Source organism: Streptomyces sp. NPDC043996 (genome assembly GCF_056435225.1).
In genome coordinates this window covers 129,573-141,886 of the sequence record NZ_JBWKEY010000007.1, presented here as the reverse complement: position 1 = coordinate 141,886, position 12,314 = coordinate 129,573, and the positions used below count along the sequence as shown (strand labels likewise).

Sequence of the window (12,314 nt, the reverse complement as noted above, 5' to 3'; positions counted from 1 at the left end):
CGACGACGGGGCCCGGTGCGACACCACGCACCGGGCCCCGGTCGTACATCGGCAGCCAGCGCTCAGCGACTGAGCGCCTGATACTTACGCACCGCAAGCGGCAGAAACACCGCGGCGACCACCAGCGGCCACACCACCGCCATCAGGACGGCGTTCTGCTCGATCCAACTGGCGCCGCCCGCCCCGGGGTTGCCGAAGAGCTCGCGCGCGGCCGTGCCCGTGGACGACACCGGGTTCCACGCGGCGACGGGCGCGAGCCAGTTGGGCATCAGGGAGGGCGCCACGAACACGCTGGAGATCATCGTGAGCGGGAAGGCGACCGCGTACAGACCGCCCGCGGCCTCCGGCGTCGGCACCACGAGGCCGAGCCACACGCCCACCCAGATCAGGCTGAAGCGCAGGAGAAGGAGCAGGCCGAAGGCCGCCACGGCATTGCCCGCGCCGTTGTCGGGGCGCCAGCCGATGGCGACGGCCGTGAGCGCGAGGATCGTCAGCTCGGCGCAGGCCACGACGAGGTCGGCGACGCCGCGCCCGGCGGCGACGGCCGAGGGCGCCATCGGCATGGACCGGAAGCGGTCGATCACGCCCTTGCGCGCGTCGGTGACGACGCCCATCGCGGTGTTCATGAAGCCGAAGGCCATCGTCATCACGAACATCCCCGGCATCAGGAAGTCCTTGTAGTCGCCTTCCCCGCCGGGCACCTTCATGGCCTCGCCGAAGACGAAGCCGTACAGGAGCACGCTGATGATGGGGAAGCCCAACTGCCAGGCGATCAGGACGGGCTGGCGCTGGAAGTGGGTGAGATAGCGCCGGGCCACGTTCAGGGTGTCGGCCACCGCCCAGTAGGCGCGCCCGCGCTCGGGGCCCGCGCCCAGGGACGCCCCGCGCGTCAGTGTCTCGCTCATGCCGCCGCCTTCGCTTCCCGGCCGGGGGCCGTGGTGGTGTCGTGGGTCGTACGGGCCGTGCCGCCCGTCAGCTTCAGGAACACGTCGTCCAGGCTCGGGCGCCGAAGGCCGATGTCCTCGACGGCGACGCCCTCCTCGCGCAGGGTGCGGGCGACGTCCGTGAGGGCGCCGAGCCGGTCGGTGACGGCGGCCCGCACGCGGCGCTCGGCGTCGACGGACTCCGGTTCGCCGACGGCGACCCGGGCCAGGGCCTTCACGGCGGCGGGCAGGTCGGCGGCCTCGGCGACGACGACCTCGACGTGGCTGCCGCCGATGGTGGCCTTCAGGCCGTCGGGGGTGTCGTCGGCGATGGCGCGGCCCTGGTCGATGACGGTGACGCGGGAGGCGAGCCGGTCGGCCTCCTCCAGATACTGCGTGGTCAGCAGCACGGTGGTGCCGTCGGCCACCAAGTCACGGACGGAGTCCCAGACTTCGCTGCGGCTGCGCGGGTCGAGGCCGGTGGTCGGCTCGTCGAGGAAGAGCACGGACGGCGCGAGGATCATGGACGCGGCCAGGTCGAGGCGGCGCCGCATGCCGCCGCTGTACTGCCCCGCGCCCTTGTCGGCGGCGGCCTCCAGGCCGAACCGTTCGAGCAGTTCCCCCGCGCGGGACGCGGCGCGCCGGGCGCCGAGGTGGAAGAGGCGGCCGAACATCTCCAGGTTCTGCCGGCCGGTGAGGATCTCGTCCACGGCCGCGTACTGACCGGTGAGACCGATGCGGGCGCGGACCGCCGCCGCGTCCCTCACCACGTCCGCGCCGCCGACCTCGGCGCGGCCGCCGTCGAGGCGGACCAGCGTGGCCAGGATGCGCACGGCCGTCGTCTTGCCCGCGCCGTTCGGCCCGAGCAGGCCGTGGACCGTGCCGCGCTCGACGGCCAGGTCGAAGCCGTCGAGTGCCTTCTTGTCGCCGTACCGCTTCTCCAGGCCGCGGGCCAGCACCGCGCACTCCCCGTGCGCTGCCCCGCGCGCCGCCTCGCTCCTCGCGTCCATCGCCCCTCCACCACCCGTTCCGCCTCGCCGGACCCTTGCTGAGTACACCGTACCCAATAAAGAGTACGCCGTACCCAGTTTCAGTCAAGCGCTGCTCGGAGGGCCTATCGTGAGATCCATGGCGACCACGGAGACCAGCGGCAGCGGCGATGTCACGCGCAGCCTGGAACTGATGTGGGGCGACGGCGAGCGCCCCACGCGCGGCCCGAAACCGGCCCTGACGCTGGAGCGGATCGTCACGGCGGCGGTGCGGCTCGCCGACGCCGAGGGCATCGCCGCGGTCTCCATGCGCCGTCTTTCGCAGGAGCTCGGCACCGGCACGATGTCGCTGTACCGGTATCTGCCGGGCAAGGCCGAACTGCTCGACCTGATGCTCAATCACGTCCAGGCGCCGGGCCCCGACGAGTACCCCCGCGAGGGCGGCTGGCGCGCGGCCGTCGAGGCCTACGCCCGCGAGACCCTCGCGCGCTTCCGGGCCCACCCCTGGCTGCTGCACGTCAACCAGTCGCGGCCCGTGCTCGGCCCGAGCGCCGTCGGCGGCCTGGAGAAGGTCCTGGCCCGCATCAAGCCGACCGGCCTGCGCGACCCCGAGCTGATCTCAGTGCTGATCATGGTCGAGGGGTATGTGTCCGGGGCCGCCCGGACGCATCTGCACGAGGCGGAGGCCGAGCAGGACTCCAAACTGTCGCAGGAGGCGTTCTGGGAGGCGCAGAGCCCGATCCTGGAGCGGGTGATGGCGAGCGGCCGCTATCCGCTGATCGCCGGGCTCTCCGAGGAGGCCTTCGGCCCGGACTTCGACCACTTCGAGTTCGGCCTGCAGCGCATCCTGGACGGACTGGCCGTCTTCGTGGAGCAGCGCGAAGGGGCGGCGGGCAAGGCGCCGACGACGGGCGAGACGCGGACGTCGCACGACGGCCGGTCGGCGCCGGGCGCGTGCGCCACGCCCTGACGCCCCGCCCCGCACTCGCGCCGCTGCCCCAAAGCGGGCACGCTGAAGTCCGCTGCGGCGCGGAGCGCCCCGAAGGGGCGCGGGGCTGTGTCGAAATGCGGCTCCGCCGCGTGGGCGCGACCAGCCACGACGAACCCGCAGGCGCCCGACGGCACGGCGCGGCACATCCAGCGAAGCGCTTAGCGCCGGAACAGCCGCTTCAGCCCCACCACGGCGAGCACCACCGCGCCCAGGACGAGCGCGCCCTTGGTCGCCCCGCCGGTGAACCCGTCGGGCCCTTCGCCGTCGTCCCCGCCGCCGCCCGAGGACGAGCCGCCCCCGGAGCCCTCCACCTCGCGCGCCTCGACGTCACTCTCCAGGCCCTCCGTGCCGTACATCAGCCGGGAGCCGTCGGGGCTGTACGCGACGGACTCGCCCTGCCGCTGGAGCGGCACGCTCAGCCGCCCCTCGCGCTTGATCTTCCCGCCGCCCTTCCAGGAGTACGAGACGCCGCCGAAGTAGCCGCGCAGGGCGAGCTGGCGGCCGTCGGGCGAGAAGGCGCCGTCGGTGACCCACAGGTCGGTGCTCGCCACCCGCCGGAAGACGTTGGTGCCGGAGGCGGAGAGCCGGGCCGGGCCCTCGTACAGGGAGCCGCCGTCCTCCTGCTTGTCGGCGATGTAGACCCGCCCGGTCTTGGGGTGGACCATCAGCGCCTCGGCGTCGCGCGGCCCGTCGGAGTACTTCACGACGTACTGCTTCGCGCGGATCGTCTGGTCCTTGAGCTCCTTGGGCTCGGGCAGTTCGTAGACCCACACGAAGGACCACTTGCCGTGGAAGTTGTCGCCGATGTCGCCGACGTACAGATGGCCATTGGGACCCATGGAGATCGCCTCGACGTCGCGCGGCTTGCCGACGCCCGTCAGGGTGATCCTGGCGACGGTCTTGCCGGTCCGGCTGTCGACGGCGTAGAGGTAGGCGCCGTTGTCCTGGTCGTTGTGGGTCCAGTAGACGCCGGGGTGGGCGCGGGACGCGACCAGGCCGCTGGACTCGGCGATCCGCGGGTCCTTGATGGTGAAGCTGTCGTTGCCCGGCTTGTCGGCGGCCCTGGCCGGGCCGCCGACCGCCACGAAGACCGCCACCGCCGCCGCGGCCCCGGCCGCGCACACCCTCGAAGAACGCATGTCCCCAAGCCTGCCACCCCGCCGCCCGAGGCCAGGTGTCAAGGCTCACATCGCTGGCCGCGGGCGCGATCCGCGATGATGAGCGGATGCTCAGGTTCATGTTCGTCGGCGACTCGATGACCATCGGAAGCGCCGGTGAACACACCTGGCGCTACTGGATGTGGCGCCACCTGTGCGCCACGCTCGGCGGCCCCTTCAAGGTCGTCGGCCCGCGCGAGGCGCTGTACGACAAGGCCGCCGACGCGCCCTGTTCGTACGAGTACGCCCAACCGGACTTCCCGCGCACCCACTTGGCGGGCTGGGGCGAGGGCTGGCTGCACATGGCGCCGCTGATCGGCGAGCACGTCCGGCGGGAGCGCGCGAACGTCCTGCTCGTCTCGCTCGGCCTGATCGACCTCGGCTTCTACACGAACGCCGGGCAGACCGCCGCGAACGTGCGCGCCTTCGTGGCCGAGGCCCGCGCCGCGAACCCGCGCGTCGCGCTCGCCGTGCTTCCCGTCATCCCCAACGTCCGCGCCCAGGACGACCCCGCCTTCGCCGCCGAGGTCGCCCTCTTCAACGAGCTCCTCGCGAAGACCGCCGCCGACCTGGACACCCCCACCTCCCCGATGCTCCTGGTCTCGCCCCCGCCGGGGTACGACATCCACGCGGACACCTACGACGGCACCCACCCCAACGAGCACGGCGAACGGAAACTGGCGGCCGCCTTCGGCGACGCGCTGGCCCAGGCGTGGGGCTGGGGCGAGGTCGCGGAGGCCTACTGAGCGGGGCGTGACCGCACGGCCGTGCGTATCGTTGTACTGCGCGGCCGACCACGATCGGGGGGCGGCCGGGGAGGAGCGCCACAGTGACTGTTCTTGGAGACAGGACCGAGATGGCCGAGATCACCAACGAGCAAGCCCTGGACGAGATGTTCGAGGCGCTTGAGCGGGAGCCCTTCCTCGAGGGATACAAGGTCGAGATCGTCGAGGGGGCCGTTTACATGACGCCGCAGCGGGCCAACCACTGGGACATCATCGCAGGCATCTACGATCAGCTGAGGATCAAGTATCCGCGTCAGCGCGTGCTGTCCGACGTGCGCATCGACTACCCCGGCGACCTCAACGGCTTCTGCAGCGACGTGACGCTGGTCGCCGAGGACGCCAAGCGGACGGAGCGGGGCGGCTTCTTCTGCGAGGACGTCGAGTTCGTCGCCGAAGTGATCTCCCGGGGCACCGGCCAGAACGACTACGGCCCCAAGAAGACCGCGTACGCCGAGGCCGAAGTCGCCGTCTACCTCGTTATCGATCCCTACCAGGGCAAGTGCCACGTCTACACCCAGCCCAAGAACAGCGCGTACCGCATCGAGACGACGGTGGAGTTCGGCGAGGAGATCGACCTGACCCACACCCTCCTCGGTCTCAGCCTCACCACCGACGACTTCTCCCGCGACTGACCCCCAACTCCCAGCGCCCTCTTGCCCAATCCCCCGTCACACCGTTGGCTAGGGCCCCATGAGGTACACGCAGCTGGGACGCACCGGGCTCAAGGTCAGCAGGCTCACGCTCGGGACCATGAACTTCGGGCCGCAGACGACCGAGGCCGAAAGCCACGCCATCATGGACGCCGCGCTCGGCGCGGGCATCAACTTCTTCGACACGTCCAACACGTACGGCCCCAACGACCACAAGGGCCGCACCGAGGAGATCATCGGCAGCTGGTTCGCGGGCGGCGGCGACCGGCGCGACCAGGTCGTCCTCGCCACCAAGGTGTACGGCAACATGAGCCCGCACGGCGTCCGGCCCTGGCCGAACCACGACAAGCTGTCCGCGCTCAACATCCGCCGGTCCGTGGAGGCATCCCTGCGCCGCCTCCAGACCGACCACATCGATCTCTACCAGTTCCACCACATCGACCGGAACACCCCGTTCGAGGAGATCTGGCAGGCCGTCGACGTGCTCGTGCGCCAGGGCAAGATCCTGTACGCGGGCTCCAGCAACTTCCCCGGCTACAAGATCGCCCAGGCCAACGAGACCGCCCGCGGGCGCGGCGGCTTCGGCCTGGTCAGCGAGCAGTGCCTGTACAACCTCGCCGAGCGCCGCGCCGAGATGGAGGTCATCCCGGCCGCCCGCGAGTACGGCCTCGGCGTCATCCCCTGGTCGCCGCTGCACGGCGGTCTGCTCGGCGGCGTCCTGAAGAAGGAGGTCGAGGGCGGGCGCCGCACCTCGGGACGGGCCGCGTCCGCCCTCGCCGACAGCGCGGTACGGGCGCGCGTGCAGGCGTACGAGGACCTGCTCGACAAGCACGGCCTCGAACCCGGCGAGGTGGCCCTGGCCTGGCTGCTCACGCGGCCCGGCGTGACCGGGCCGATCGTCGGGCCCCGGACGGCCGGGCAGCTCGCGTCGGCGGTGCGGGCGGTCGACCTGAAGCTCAGCCGCGAGGTGCTCACCGACCTGGAGGAGATCTTCCCCGGTCCCGGGGCGTCGCCGGAGGCCTTCGCCTGGTGAGCGGGGCCCTGGTGGCGGCTACTGTCCGAAGGCCGCCGCCAGGGCCACGACGACGAACATCAGCACGAGCACACCGGCCATGATCCGGTTTCTGGTCTTGGGGTCCACACCATGGAGCCTAACGGTCGGCCGCCGTGCCCTCGCGGGGCGCCCCAGGCCCGCCCCTTCCCGCTCCGGGTGCGGCTGCCCCCGTTCCCCCGCTCACAGCGATCGGCCTTCGGCCTCGTCCTCAAACGCCGGACGGGCTGAGAGTTCCAGCCCGTCCGGCGTTTGAGGACGAGCCGCGGAGCGGCGATTACGGGGGTCCAGGGGGCGGAGCCCCCTGGTTTCGGGAAGGGGCGGGATTGGGGAAAGCCCACGCTCCCACCGTCTCGTACCGCACCCCACTCCGCACCAGAGCCACCCCCCGCACCTCCCACTCCACCCCCACAAACTCCCCCAGCGCCTCCGCAAAGACCCCCAGCTCCACCTCCCCCCGCCCCCGGGCGAGCGTCAGATGGGGATGAAACGCCCGGGCCTCATTCACGGCGAGCCCCACCCCCCGAGCCACCCCCTCCACCCTCCCGGCGAGCAGCCGCAGCGCGGACACCTGCCCGGACACCCCGGCCCACAGCGCCCGCTCCCCGAACCGCCCACCACCCCGCAGCGCCAGCGCGAACGGCTCCGTGTGCCGGGCGGCTGCGGCGAGGCGCGCCGAAAGGCCGGGGACGACCGCCTCGTCGACGTCCCCCAGGAACGCCAGCGTCAGATGCCACCCCGCCCGCTCCGTCCAGCGCAGCGCCCCCGCCCCGGGCAGCCGCTTCAAGTCGTCGACGCGTGCGGCGAGTTCGGCCACCACCGGCTCCGGGGGCAGCACCGCCAGGAAGAGTCTCATGGGTCTAGCCTGCCTCCATGGACGCGATAGATCACTCCCCTTCGGCCACGGCCACGGGCCTCCACATCCGCGCGGGCACCAGCGCGGACGTCCCCGTCATCCTCGGCCTCCTCGACGGCGCCGTCGACTGGCTCGTCGCCCAGGGACGCACCGGGCAGTGGGGCACCAGACCCTGGTCGGGGAACCCGAAGGCGGTGGAGCTCGTGGAGCGGTACGCGGCCGTCGGCTCGCCGTGGATCGCCGAGGTGGACGGCGTCGCGGCGGGCACCCTCACGCTCTCCGACGGGCCAGGCTCGTATGTCGAGCCCGCCGGTGAGCCCGAGCGGTACGTGCATCTGCTCGTGGCGGACCACCGCTTCGCGGGACTCGGCGTCGGCAGGGCGCTGCTGGCCCACGCCGTGGCGCGGACCCGCGCGGAGGGCGTGTCCCTGCTGCGGGTCGACTGCTACGCGGGCGACGACGGCAAGCTCGTCGCGTACTACGAGAGCAACGGCTTCGTACGGGCCGAGTCCTTCACGGAGAAGGACGGCACCTGGCCGGGCCAGGTGCTCGCCCTGCGCGTGTAGCCCCCGGGGAGGACGCCCCGGGGGCGGGCTCAGGCGGCGGTCACCGGCTCCAGGTCCCGCTCGCGGGGCACGAACCGCACGTGCTGGCGGCCGCGGCGCAGGTCCACCCGCACCTTCAGATCGGCGGCGCGCGCCAGGACGAGGCCGACGCCGAGCGCGGCGAGCGCGGTGACGAGCCCGCCGACGGCGAAGCTGACGCGGACCCCGTAGGCGTCGGTGAGCCAGCCGAAGAGCGGCCCGCCGAGCGGGGTGCCGCCGACGAAGACCATCATGAACAGGCTCATCACCCGCCCCCGCATCTCGGGGTCGGTGGCCATCTGCACCGAGGAGTTCGCGGTGACGTTGACGGTCAGGCCGATCGCGCCGACGGGGATGAGCAGCGCCGCGAAGACGTACGCGTTCGGCACGGCGGCCACGGCGATCAGGACGACGCCGAAGAGCCCCGCCGTGGCGGTGAGCATCCGCAGCCGCGTCGCCGGGCGGCGGGCGGCGAGCAGCGCGCCGATCAGCGACCCCGCGGCCATCAGCGTGGTGAACGCCGCGTACAGGCCGGAGCCGCCATGGAAGACGTCGTCGGCGTACGCGCTCAGCCAGATCGGGAAGTTGAAGCCGAACGTGCCGATGAACCCGATCAGGACGATGGGCCAGATCAGCTCCGGGTGCTGGCGGACGTAGCCGAGGCCCTCGCGGAGCTGGCCCTTGCCGCCGCGCGGGGCCAGCGGGCTGTGGGTGAGCTCGCTGGTGCGGATCAGGAGCAGGCCGGTGATCGGCGCGAGGAAGGACAGGCCGTTCGCGAGGAACGCCCAGCCAGGACCGGCCGCGGCGGTGACCAGGCCCGCGACGGCGGGGCCGACGAGACGGGCGGACTGGAAGTTGGCGGAGTTCAGGCTGACGGCGTTGCGCAGCTGGTCGGGGCCGACCAGCTCGGAGACGAAGGACTGCCGGGTCGGGTTGTCGACGACGGTCACGAGGCCCGTGAAGAACGCCGTCAGGTAGACGTGCCAGACCTCGACGTGGCCCGTCAGGGTCATCGCGGCCAGGAACAGGCCGCCCAGGCCCATGGCGCCCTGGGTGACGAAGAGCAGGTTCCGCTTGGCGAAGCGGTCGGCGATGACGCCGCCGTACAGGCCGAAGAGCAGCATCGGCAGGAACTGCATGGCCGTCGTGACGCCGACGGCGGCGGAGGATCCGGTGAGGCTGAGGACCAGCCAGTCCTGGGTGATGCGAGCCATCCAGGTGCCGGTGTTCGACACGACGGCTCCAGCCGCGAAGAACCGGTAGTTCCGGATCCGTAGCGAGCTGAACATGGAGTTCTTACGGGGGCGGGCGGGCTTGTCGAGGGCGGTTGGTGCGGGGGCGGAGTCTGCTCCGGATCCCGTACTCAAAGGGGTTCGCCTCCTTTGGCGGTCCGGGCCCGGCGTGGGGCTCCGGAACGGGGCACGGCCCCCGGCGGGGGGCCGTGCGCGGTGGTCAGTCGGTCACAGGTGGGCCAGCTTCTCCAGCACGGGCGCGGCGTCGCGGAGCTTCGCCCACTCGTCGTCGTCGAGCTCCTCGACGAGCCGTGCGAGCCAGGCGTTCCGCTTGCGGCGGCTCTCCTCGAGCATCGCCTCGGCCTGCTCGGTCTGGGTGACCACCTTCTGGCGGCGGTCGTCCGGGTGCGCCTCCAGGCGCACCAGGCCCTTGGATTCAAGCAGCGCCACGATGCGTGTCATCGACGGCGGCTGCACGTGCTCCTTGCGGGCGAGCTCGCCCGGTGTGGCACTGCCACAGCGGGCGAGGGTGCCGAGCACCGACATCTCTGTGGGGCTCAGCGACTCGTCGACCCTTTGGTGCTTGAGCCGACGGGACAGGCGCATCACGGCGGAGCGCAGCGAGTTCACGGCGGCGTCGTCGTCGCCATGGGAGAGGTCCGGCATGGTCGTTAGCATAACTCATTACCCAGGCTAAGTACCACCGCGAATGCACGTGCAGGCGCACGATCTGCCCGTGACACGGGCCACGGAACCCTCTCGTCACCCATATGAGTGAGCTGAATTCGGAAAGTAACGCATCCCCCGTCCGTGGACGGCGACCCTGTCCCGCATGGGATCGACTGTGCTCAGCCTGCGGATAGACAGTGAGCTGCTCGACCGGCTCCGCAAGCACGCCGCCAAAAGGGGAATGAGCGTCCAGGACTACGTGGCCCGGACGCTCATCCGTGATGACTTCGATGAACGGTTCAAATCGTCGGTAGAGGAGACAGAGAGGTTCTACGCCTGAGGGCGGCGGCGCCGCGCCCCGAAGGGGCGCGGGACTGTGTCGATATGCGGCTCCGCCGCGTGGGCGCGCCCAGCCACGACGGCGCCGCACCTACGTAAGGTCCAGCGCGGGCATCAGGTAGTAGAAAGCGAACACGGCCGACACGACATACATGGCCACCGGCACCTCACGCCCGCGCCCCGCCGCCAGGCGCAGCACCGTGAAGGTGATGAAGCCCATTCCGATGCCGTTAGTGATCGAGTACGTGAACGGCATCATCAGCATCGTCACGAACGCGGGGATCGCGATCGTGTAGTCGCTCCAGTCGATCTGCCCGATCGAGCCGGACAGGATCAGGAAGCCGACCGCGAGCAGCGCCGGCGTCGCCGCCTGCGAGGGCACCATCGTGGCGAGCGGGGTGAGGAAGAGCGCCACCGTGAACAGGCCGCCGGTGACGACGTTGGCGAAGCCGGTGCGGGCGCCCTCGCCGACGCCCGCCGTGGACTCCACGAAGCAGGTGGTGGCCGAGGAGGACGAGGCGCCGCCCGCGGCGACGGCGATGCCGTCGACGAAGAGGACCTTGTTGATGCCGGGGAAGTTCCCCTTGTCGTCGGTCAGATGGGCCTCGTCGCCGATGCCCATGATCGTGCCCATCGCGTCGAAGAAGCACGAGAGCAGCACGGTGAAGACGAAGAGGATGCCGGTGAGGACGCCGACCTTCCCGAAGCCGCCGAAGAGGCTGATCTCGCCGACGAGGCCGAAGTCCGGCGTCGCGACCGGGTTGCCGGGCCACTCGGGGGTCGTCAGGCCCCAGGAGGGCACGTCGGCGACCGCGTGGATGATCATGGCGACGGCCGTCATCACGACGATGGACAGCAGGATCGCGCCCGGCACCTTGCGCACGAGGAGCGCGAGGGTGAGCAGCACGCCGAGGACGAAGACGAGCACCGGCCAGCCGTTGAGGTGCCCGTCGCCGCCGAGCTGGAGCGGCACCGTGGTGTGCGCGGCGTCCGGGATGCGGGAGACGAAGCCGGCGTCGACCAGGCCGATCAGCATGATGAACAGGCCGATGCCGATCGCGATGCCCTTGCGCAGGCCGGCCGGCACGGCGCTCATCACGCGCTCGCGCAGGCCCGTCGCGACCAGGAGCATCACCACGAAGCCCGCGAGCACCACCATGCCCATGGCGTCCGGCCAGGACATGCGGGGCGCGAGCTGGAGGGCGACGACGGTGTTCACGCCGAGACCGGCGGCGAGGGCGATCGGCACGTTGCCGATGACGCCCATCAGGAGCGTGGTGAACGCGGCGGTCAGCACGGTGGCGGTGACCAGCTGCTTGTTGTCCAGCTGGTGGCCGTACATGTCCTTCGCGCTGCCGAGGATGATCGGGTTGAGCACGATGATGTAGGCCATCGCGAAGAAGGTGGCGAAGCCGCCGCGGATCTCCCGCGCCAGGGTCGACCCCCGCTCCGTGATCTTGAAGAAGCCGTCCAGGCCCCCCTGCGGGGCGTGCGGCGGTTTGGCGTCGACCGGAGCGGTGGCCGAGGGGGACATGCGGGACCTCATGACCTCTGTGGAACGGGATGGACCCTGTGGAACGGGATGGACCGAGTGTGCGCGAATTTGTGTCTTCGTACGAAAGCAACCGGCCATTAAGAAGCCGTTTCAGTATGAATACATAAGCTTGAAATGGCCATCTCCGCGCGTAGAGCCTTGTGGCACAAGGGCCCCGGAGCGTGCTCGGGGCCCGGCGCGGGCCCCGTCTAAGCTGAGGGCATGGCGAAGTGGACACCCAAGCACGAGGCACCCGAGCCCCTGGAAGGGCCCGTCGTCGCCACCATCACCGGCGGCACGATCCTCTGGTTCGTCCTCTTCCTGGTCCAGCTGCCGTTCTACGGCTGGTTCGACGACCGCGGCACCACCTGGTGGGTGTGGACCTGCCTCGCGGGCGCCGGCCTCGGCCTCATCGGCATCTGGTACGTGCGCGGGCGCGACGCGGCCATCAAGCGCGCGGAAGCCTCTCGTACCGCGGAAGCCTCTCGTACCAGCGCGGTACGGGATGCGACCTGAGGGCAAACCCTGTCCTACCGTGGTCGGATCTTTCGGAC

Annotated in this window: 14 protein-coding genes; 7 read left to right on the top strand and 7 right to left on the bottom strand. The window is 71.1% G+C overall.

The annotated features are described in order from the left end of the window. Positions 1 to 62: 62 nt before the first annotated feature. Together AC07A4_RS19925 and AC07A4_RS19920 are read right to left on the bottom strand one after the other, a co-directional pair. Positions 63 to 905 (bottom strand): ABC transporter permease, encoded by an 843-nt coding sequence (locus tag AC07A4_RS19925; RefSeq protein ID WP_478600249.1) that lies wholly within the window; start codon positions 903 to 905, stop codon positions 63 to 65. After that, positions 902 to 1,933 carry an ATP-binding cassette domain-containing protein gene (locus AC07A4_RS19920; RefSeq protein ID WP_478600247.1) on the bottom strand — a complete coding sequence of 344 codons (1,032 nt, stop codon included), beginning with the start codon at positions 1,931 to 1,933 and terminating at the stop codon, positions 902 to 904. The genes AC07A4_RS19925 and AC07A4_RS19920 overlap by 4 nt, the downstream gene beginning before the upstream one ends. Before the next feature lie 118 nt (positions 1,934 to 2,051). Between AC07A4_RS19920 and AC07A4_RS19915 the strand changes: the two genes are divergently transcribed. Then, the gene (locus AC07A4_RS19915) at positions 2,052 to 2,882 is read left to right on the top strand and encodes a TetR/AcrR family transcriptional regulator (protein WP_478600244.1); all 831 of its coding nucleotides are present in this window, start codon (positions 2,052 to 2,054) and stop codon (positions 2,880 to 2,882) included. 179 nt (positions 2,883 to 3,061) lie between these two features. Here the strand turns inward: AC07A4_RS19915 and AC07A4_RS19910 are convergent, their stop codons facing one another. Next, positions 3,062 to 4,042 carry a WD40 repeat domain-containing protein gene (locus AC07A4_RS19910; protein WP_478600241.1) on the bottom strand — a complete coding sequence of 327 codons (981 nt, stop codon included), beginning with the start codon at positions 4,040 to 4,042 and terminating at the stop codon, positions 3,062 to 3,064. Between the two features lie 86 nt (positions 4,043 to 4,128). Between AC07A4_RS19910 and AC07A4_RS19905 the strand changes: the two genes are divergently transcribed. From AC07A4_RS19905 to AC07A4_RS19895, 3 genes are all read left to right on the top strand, one after another. Next, on the top strand, positions 4,129 to 4,806 hold the full coding sequence (locus AC07A4_RS19905; protein WP_478600238.1) for an SGNH/GDSL hydrolase family protein: 678 nt from the start codon (positions 4,129 to 4,131) through the stop codon (positions 4,804 to 4,806). 83 nt (positions 4,807 to 4,889) lie between these two features. Next, positions 4,890 to 5,477, top strand: a complete 588-nt coding sequence (locus AC07A4_RS19900; protein ID WP_478600236.1) for a Uma2 family endonuclease — start codon at positions 4,890 to 4,892, stop codon at positions 5,475 to 5,477. Between the two features lie 58 nt (positions 5,478 to 5,535). Then, complete coding sequence (locus tag AC07A4_RS19895) at positions 5,536 to 6,528, top strand: aldo/keto reductase (protein WP_478600233.1); 993 nt, start codon at positions 5,536 to 5,538, stop codon at positions 6,526 to 6,528. Between the two features lie 295 nt (positions 6,529 to 6,823). Here the strand turns inward: AC07A4_RS19895 and thpR are convergent, their stop codons facing one another. Beyond that, a complete protein-coding gene (thpR, locus tag AC07A4_RS19890) occupies positions 6,824 to 7,402 on the bottom strand; it encodes an RNA 2',3'-cyclic phosphodiesterase (protein ID WP_478600230.1) in 579 nt (192 codons plus the stop codon). 17 nt (positions 7,403 to 7,419) lie between these two features. Between thpR and AC07A4_RS19885 the strand changes: the two genes are divergently transcribed. Further along, positions 7,420 to 7,968, top strand: a complete 549-nt coding sequence (locus AC07A4_RS19885) for an N-acetyltransferase family protein (protein ID WP_478600228.1) — start codon at positions 7,420 to 7,422, stop codon at positions 7,966 to 7,968. Positions 7,969 to 7,997: 29 nt separating this feature from the next. Here AC07A4_RS19885 and AC07A4_RS19880 read toward each other — a convergent pair whose 3' ends face one another. Continuing rightward, a complete protein-coding gene (locus AC07A4_RS19880) occupies positions 7,998 to 9,353 on the bottom strand; it encodes an MFS transporter (protein ID WP_478600225.1) in 1,356 nt (451 codons plus the stop codon). A gap of 93 nt (positions 9,354 to 9,446) precedes the next feature. Further along, a complete protein-coding gene (locus AC07A4_RS19875) occupies positions 9,447 to 9,884 on the bottom strand; it encodes a MarR family winged helix-turn-helix transcriptional regulator (protein ID WP_478600222.1) in 438 nt (145 codons plus the stop codon). 166 nt (positions 9,885 to 10,050) lie between these two features. Here AC07A4_RS19875 and AC07A4_RS19870 point away from each other — a divergent pair, with 166 nt between their 5' ends. Then, positions 10,051 to 10,227, top strand: a complete 177-nt coding sequence (locus AC07A4_RS19870; protein ID WP_478600220.1) for a ribbon-helix-helix protein, CopG family — start codon at positions 10,051 to 10,053, stop codon at positions 10,225 to 10,227. 90 nt (positions 10,228 to 10,317) lie between these two features. On the opposite strand, the gene AC07A4_RS19865 is transcribed toward AC07A4_RS19870, so the two are convergent. Beyond that, positions 10,318 to 11,760 (bottom strand): NCS2 family permease, encoded by a 1,443-nt coding sequence (locus tag AC07A4_RS19865; RefSeq protein WP_478600218.1) that lies wholly within the window; start codon positions 11,758 to 11,760, stop codon positions 10,318 to 10,320. A 222-nt stretch (positions 11,761 to 11,982) separates the two neighbouring features. Between AC07A4_RS19865 and AC07A4_RS19860 the strand changes: the two genes are divergently transcribed. Next, on the top strand, positions 11,983 to 12,276 hold the full coding sequence (locus AC07A4_RS19860) for a DUF2530 domain-containing protein (protein WP_478600215.1): 294 nt from the start codon (positions 11,983 to 11,985) through the stop codon (positions 12,274 to 12,276). The last annotated feature ends 38 nt before the right edge of the window (positions 12,277 to 12,314 follow it).

Coding starts and splice junctions, on each gene's coding strand:
- AC07A4_RS19865 (WP_478600218.1), bottom strand. CDS start 11,760: ATGTCCCCCTCGGCCACCGCTCCGGTCGACGCCAAACCGCCGCACGCC.
- AC07A4_RS19920 (WP_478600247.1), bottom strand. CDS start 1,933: ATGGACGCGAGGAGCGAGGCGGCGCGCGGGGCAGCGCACGGGGAGTGC.
- AC07A4_RS19885 (WP_478600228.1), top strand. CDS start 7,420: ATGGACGCGATAGATCACTCCCCTTCGGCCACGGCCACGGGCCTCCAC.
- AC07A4_RS19905 (WP_478600238.1), top strand. CDS start 4,129: ATGCTCAGGTTCATGTTCGTCGGCGACTCGATGACCATCGGAAGCGCC.
- thpR (WP_478600230.1), bottom strand. CDS start 7,402: ATGAGACTCTTCCTGGCGGTGCTGCCCCCGGAGCCGGTGGTGGCCGAA.
- AC07A4_RS19870 (WP_478600220.1), top strand. CDS start 10,051: ATGGGATCGACTGTGCTCAGCCTGCGGATAGACAGTGAGCTGCTCGAC.
- AC07A4_RS19895 (WP_478600233.1), top strand. CDS start 5,536: ATGAGGTACACGCAGCTGGGACGCACCGGGCTCAAGGTCAGCAGGCTC.
- AC07A4_RS19875 (WP_478600222.1), bottom strand. CDS start 9,884: ATGCCGGACCTCTCCCATGGCGACGACGACGCCGCCGTGAACTCGCTG.
- AC07A4_RS19910 (WP_478600241.1), bottom strand. CDS start 4,042: ATGCGTTCTTCGAGGGTGTGCGCGGCCGGGGCCGCGGCGGCGGTGGCG.
- AC07A4_RS19915 (WP_478600244.1), top strand. CDS start 2,052: ATGGCGACCACGGAGACCAGCGGCAGCGGCGATGTCACGCGCAGCCTG.
- AC07A4_RS19925 (WP_478600249.1), bottom strand. CDS start 905: ATGAGCGAGACACTGACGCGCGGGGCGTCCCTGGGCGCGGGCCCCGAG.
- AC07A4_RS19860 (WP_478600215.1), top strand. CDS start 11,983: ATGGCGAAGTGGACACCCAAGCACGAGGCACCCGAGCCCCTGGAAGGG.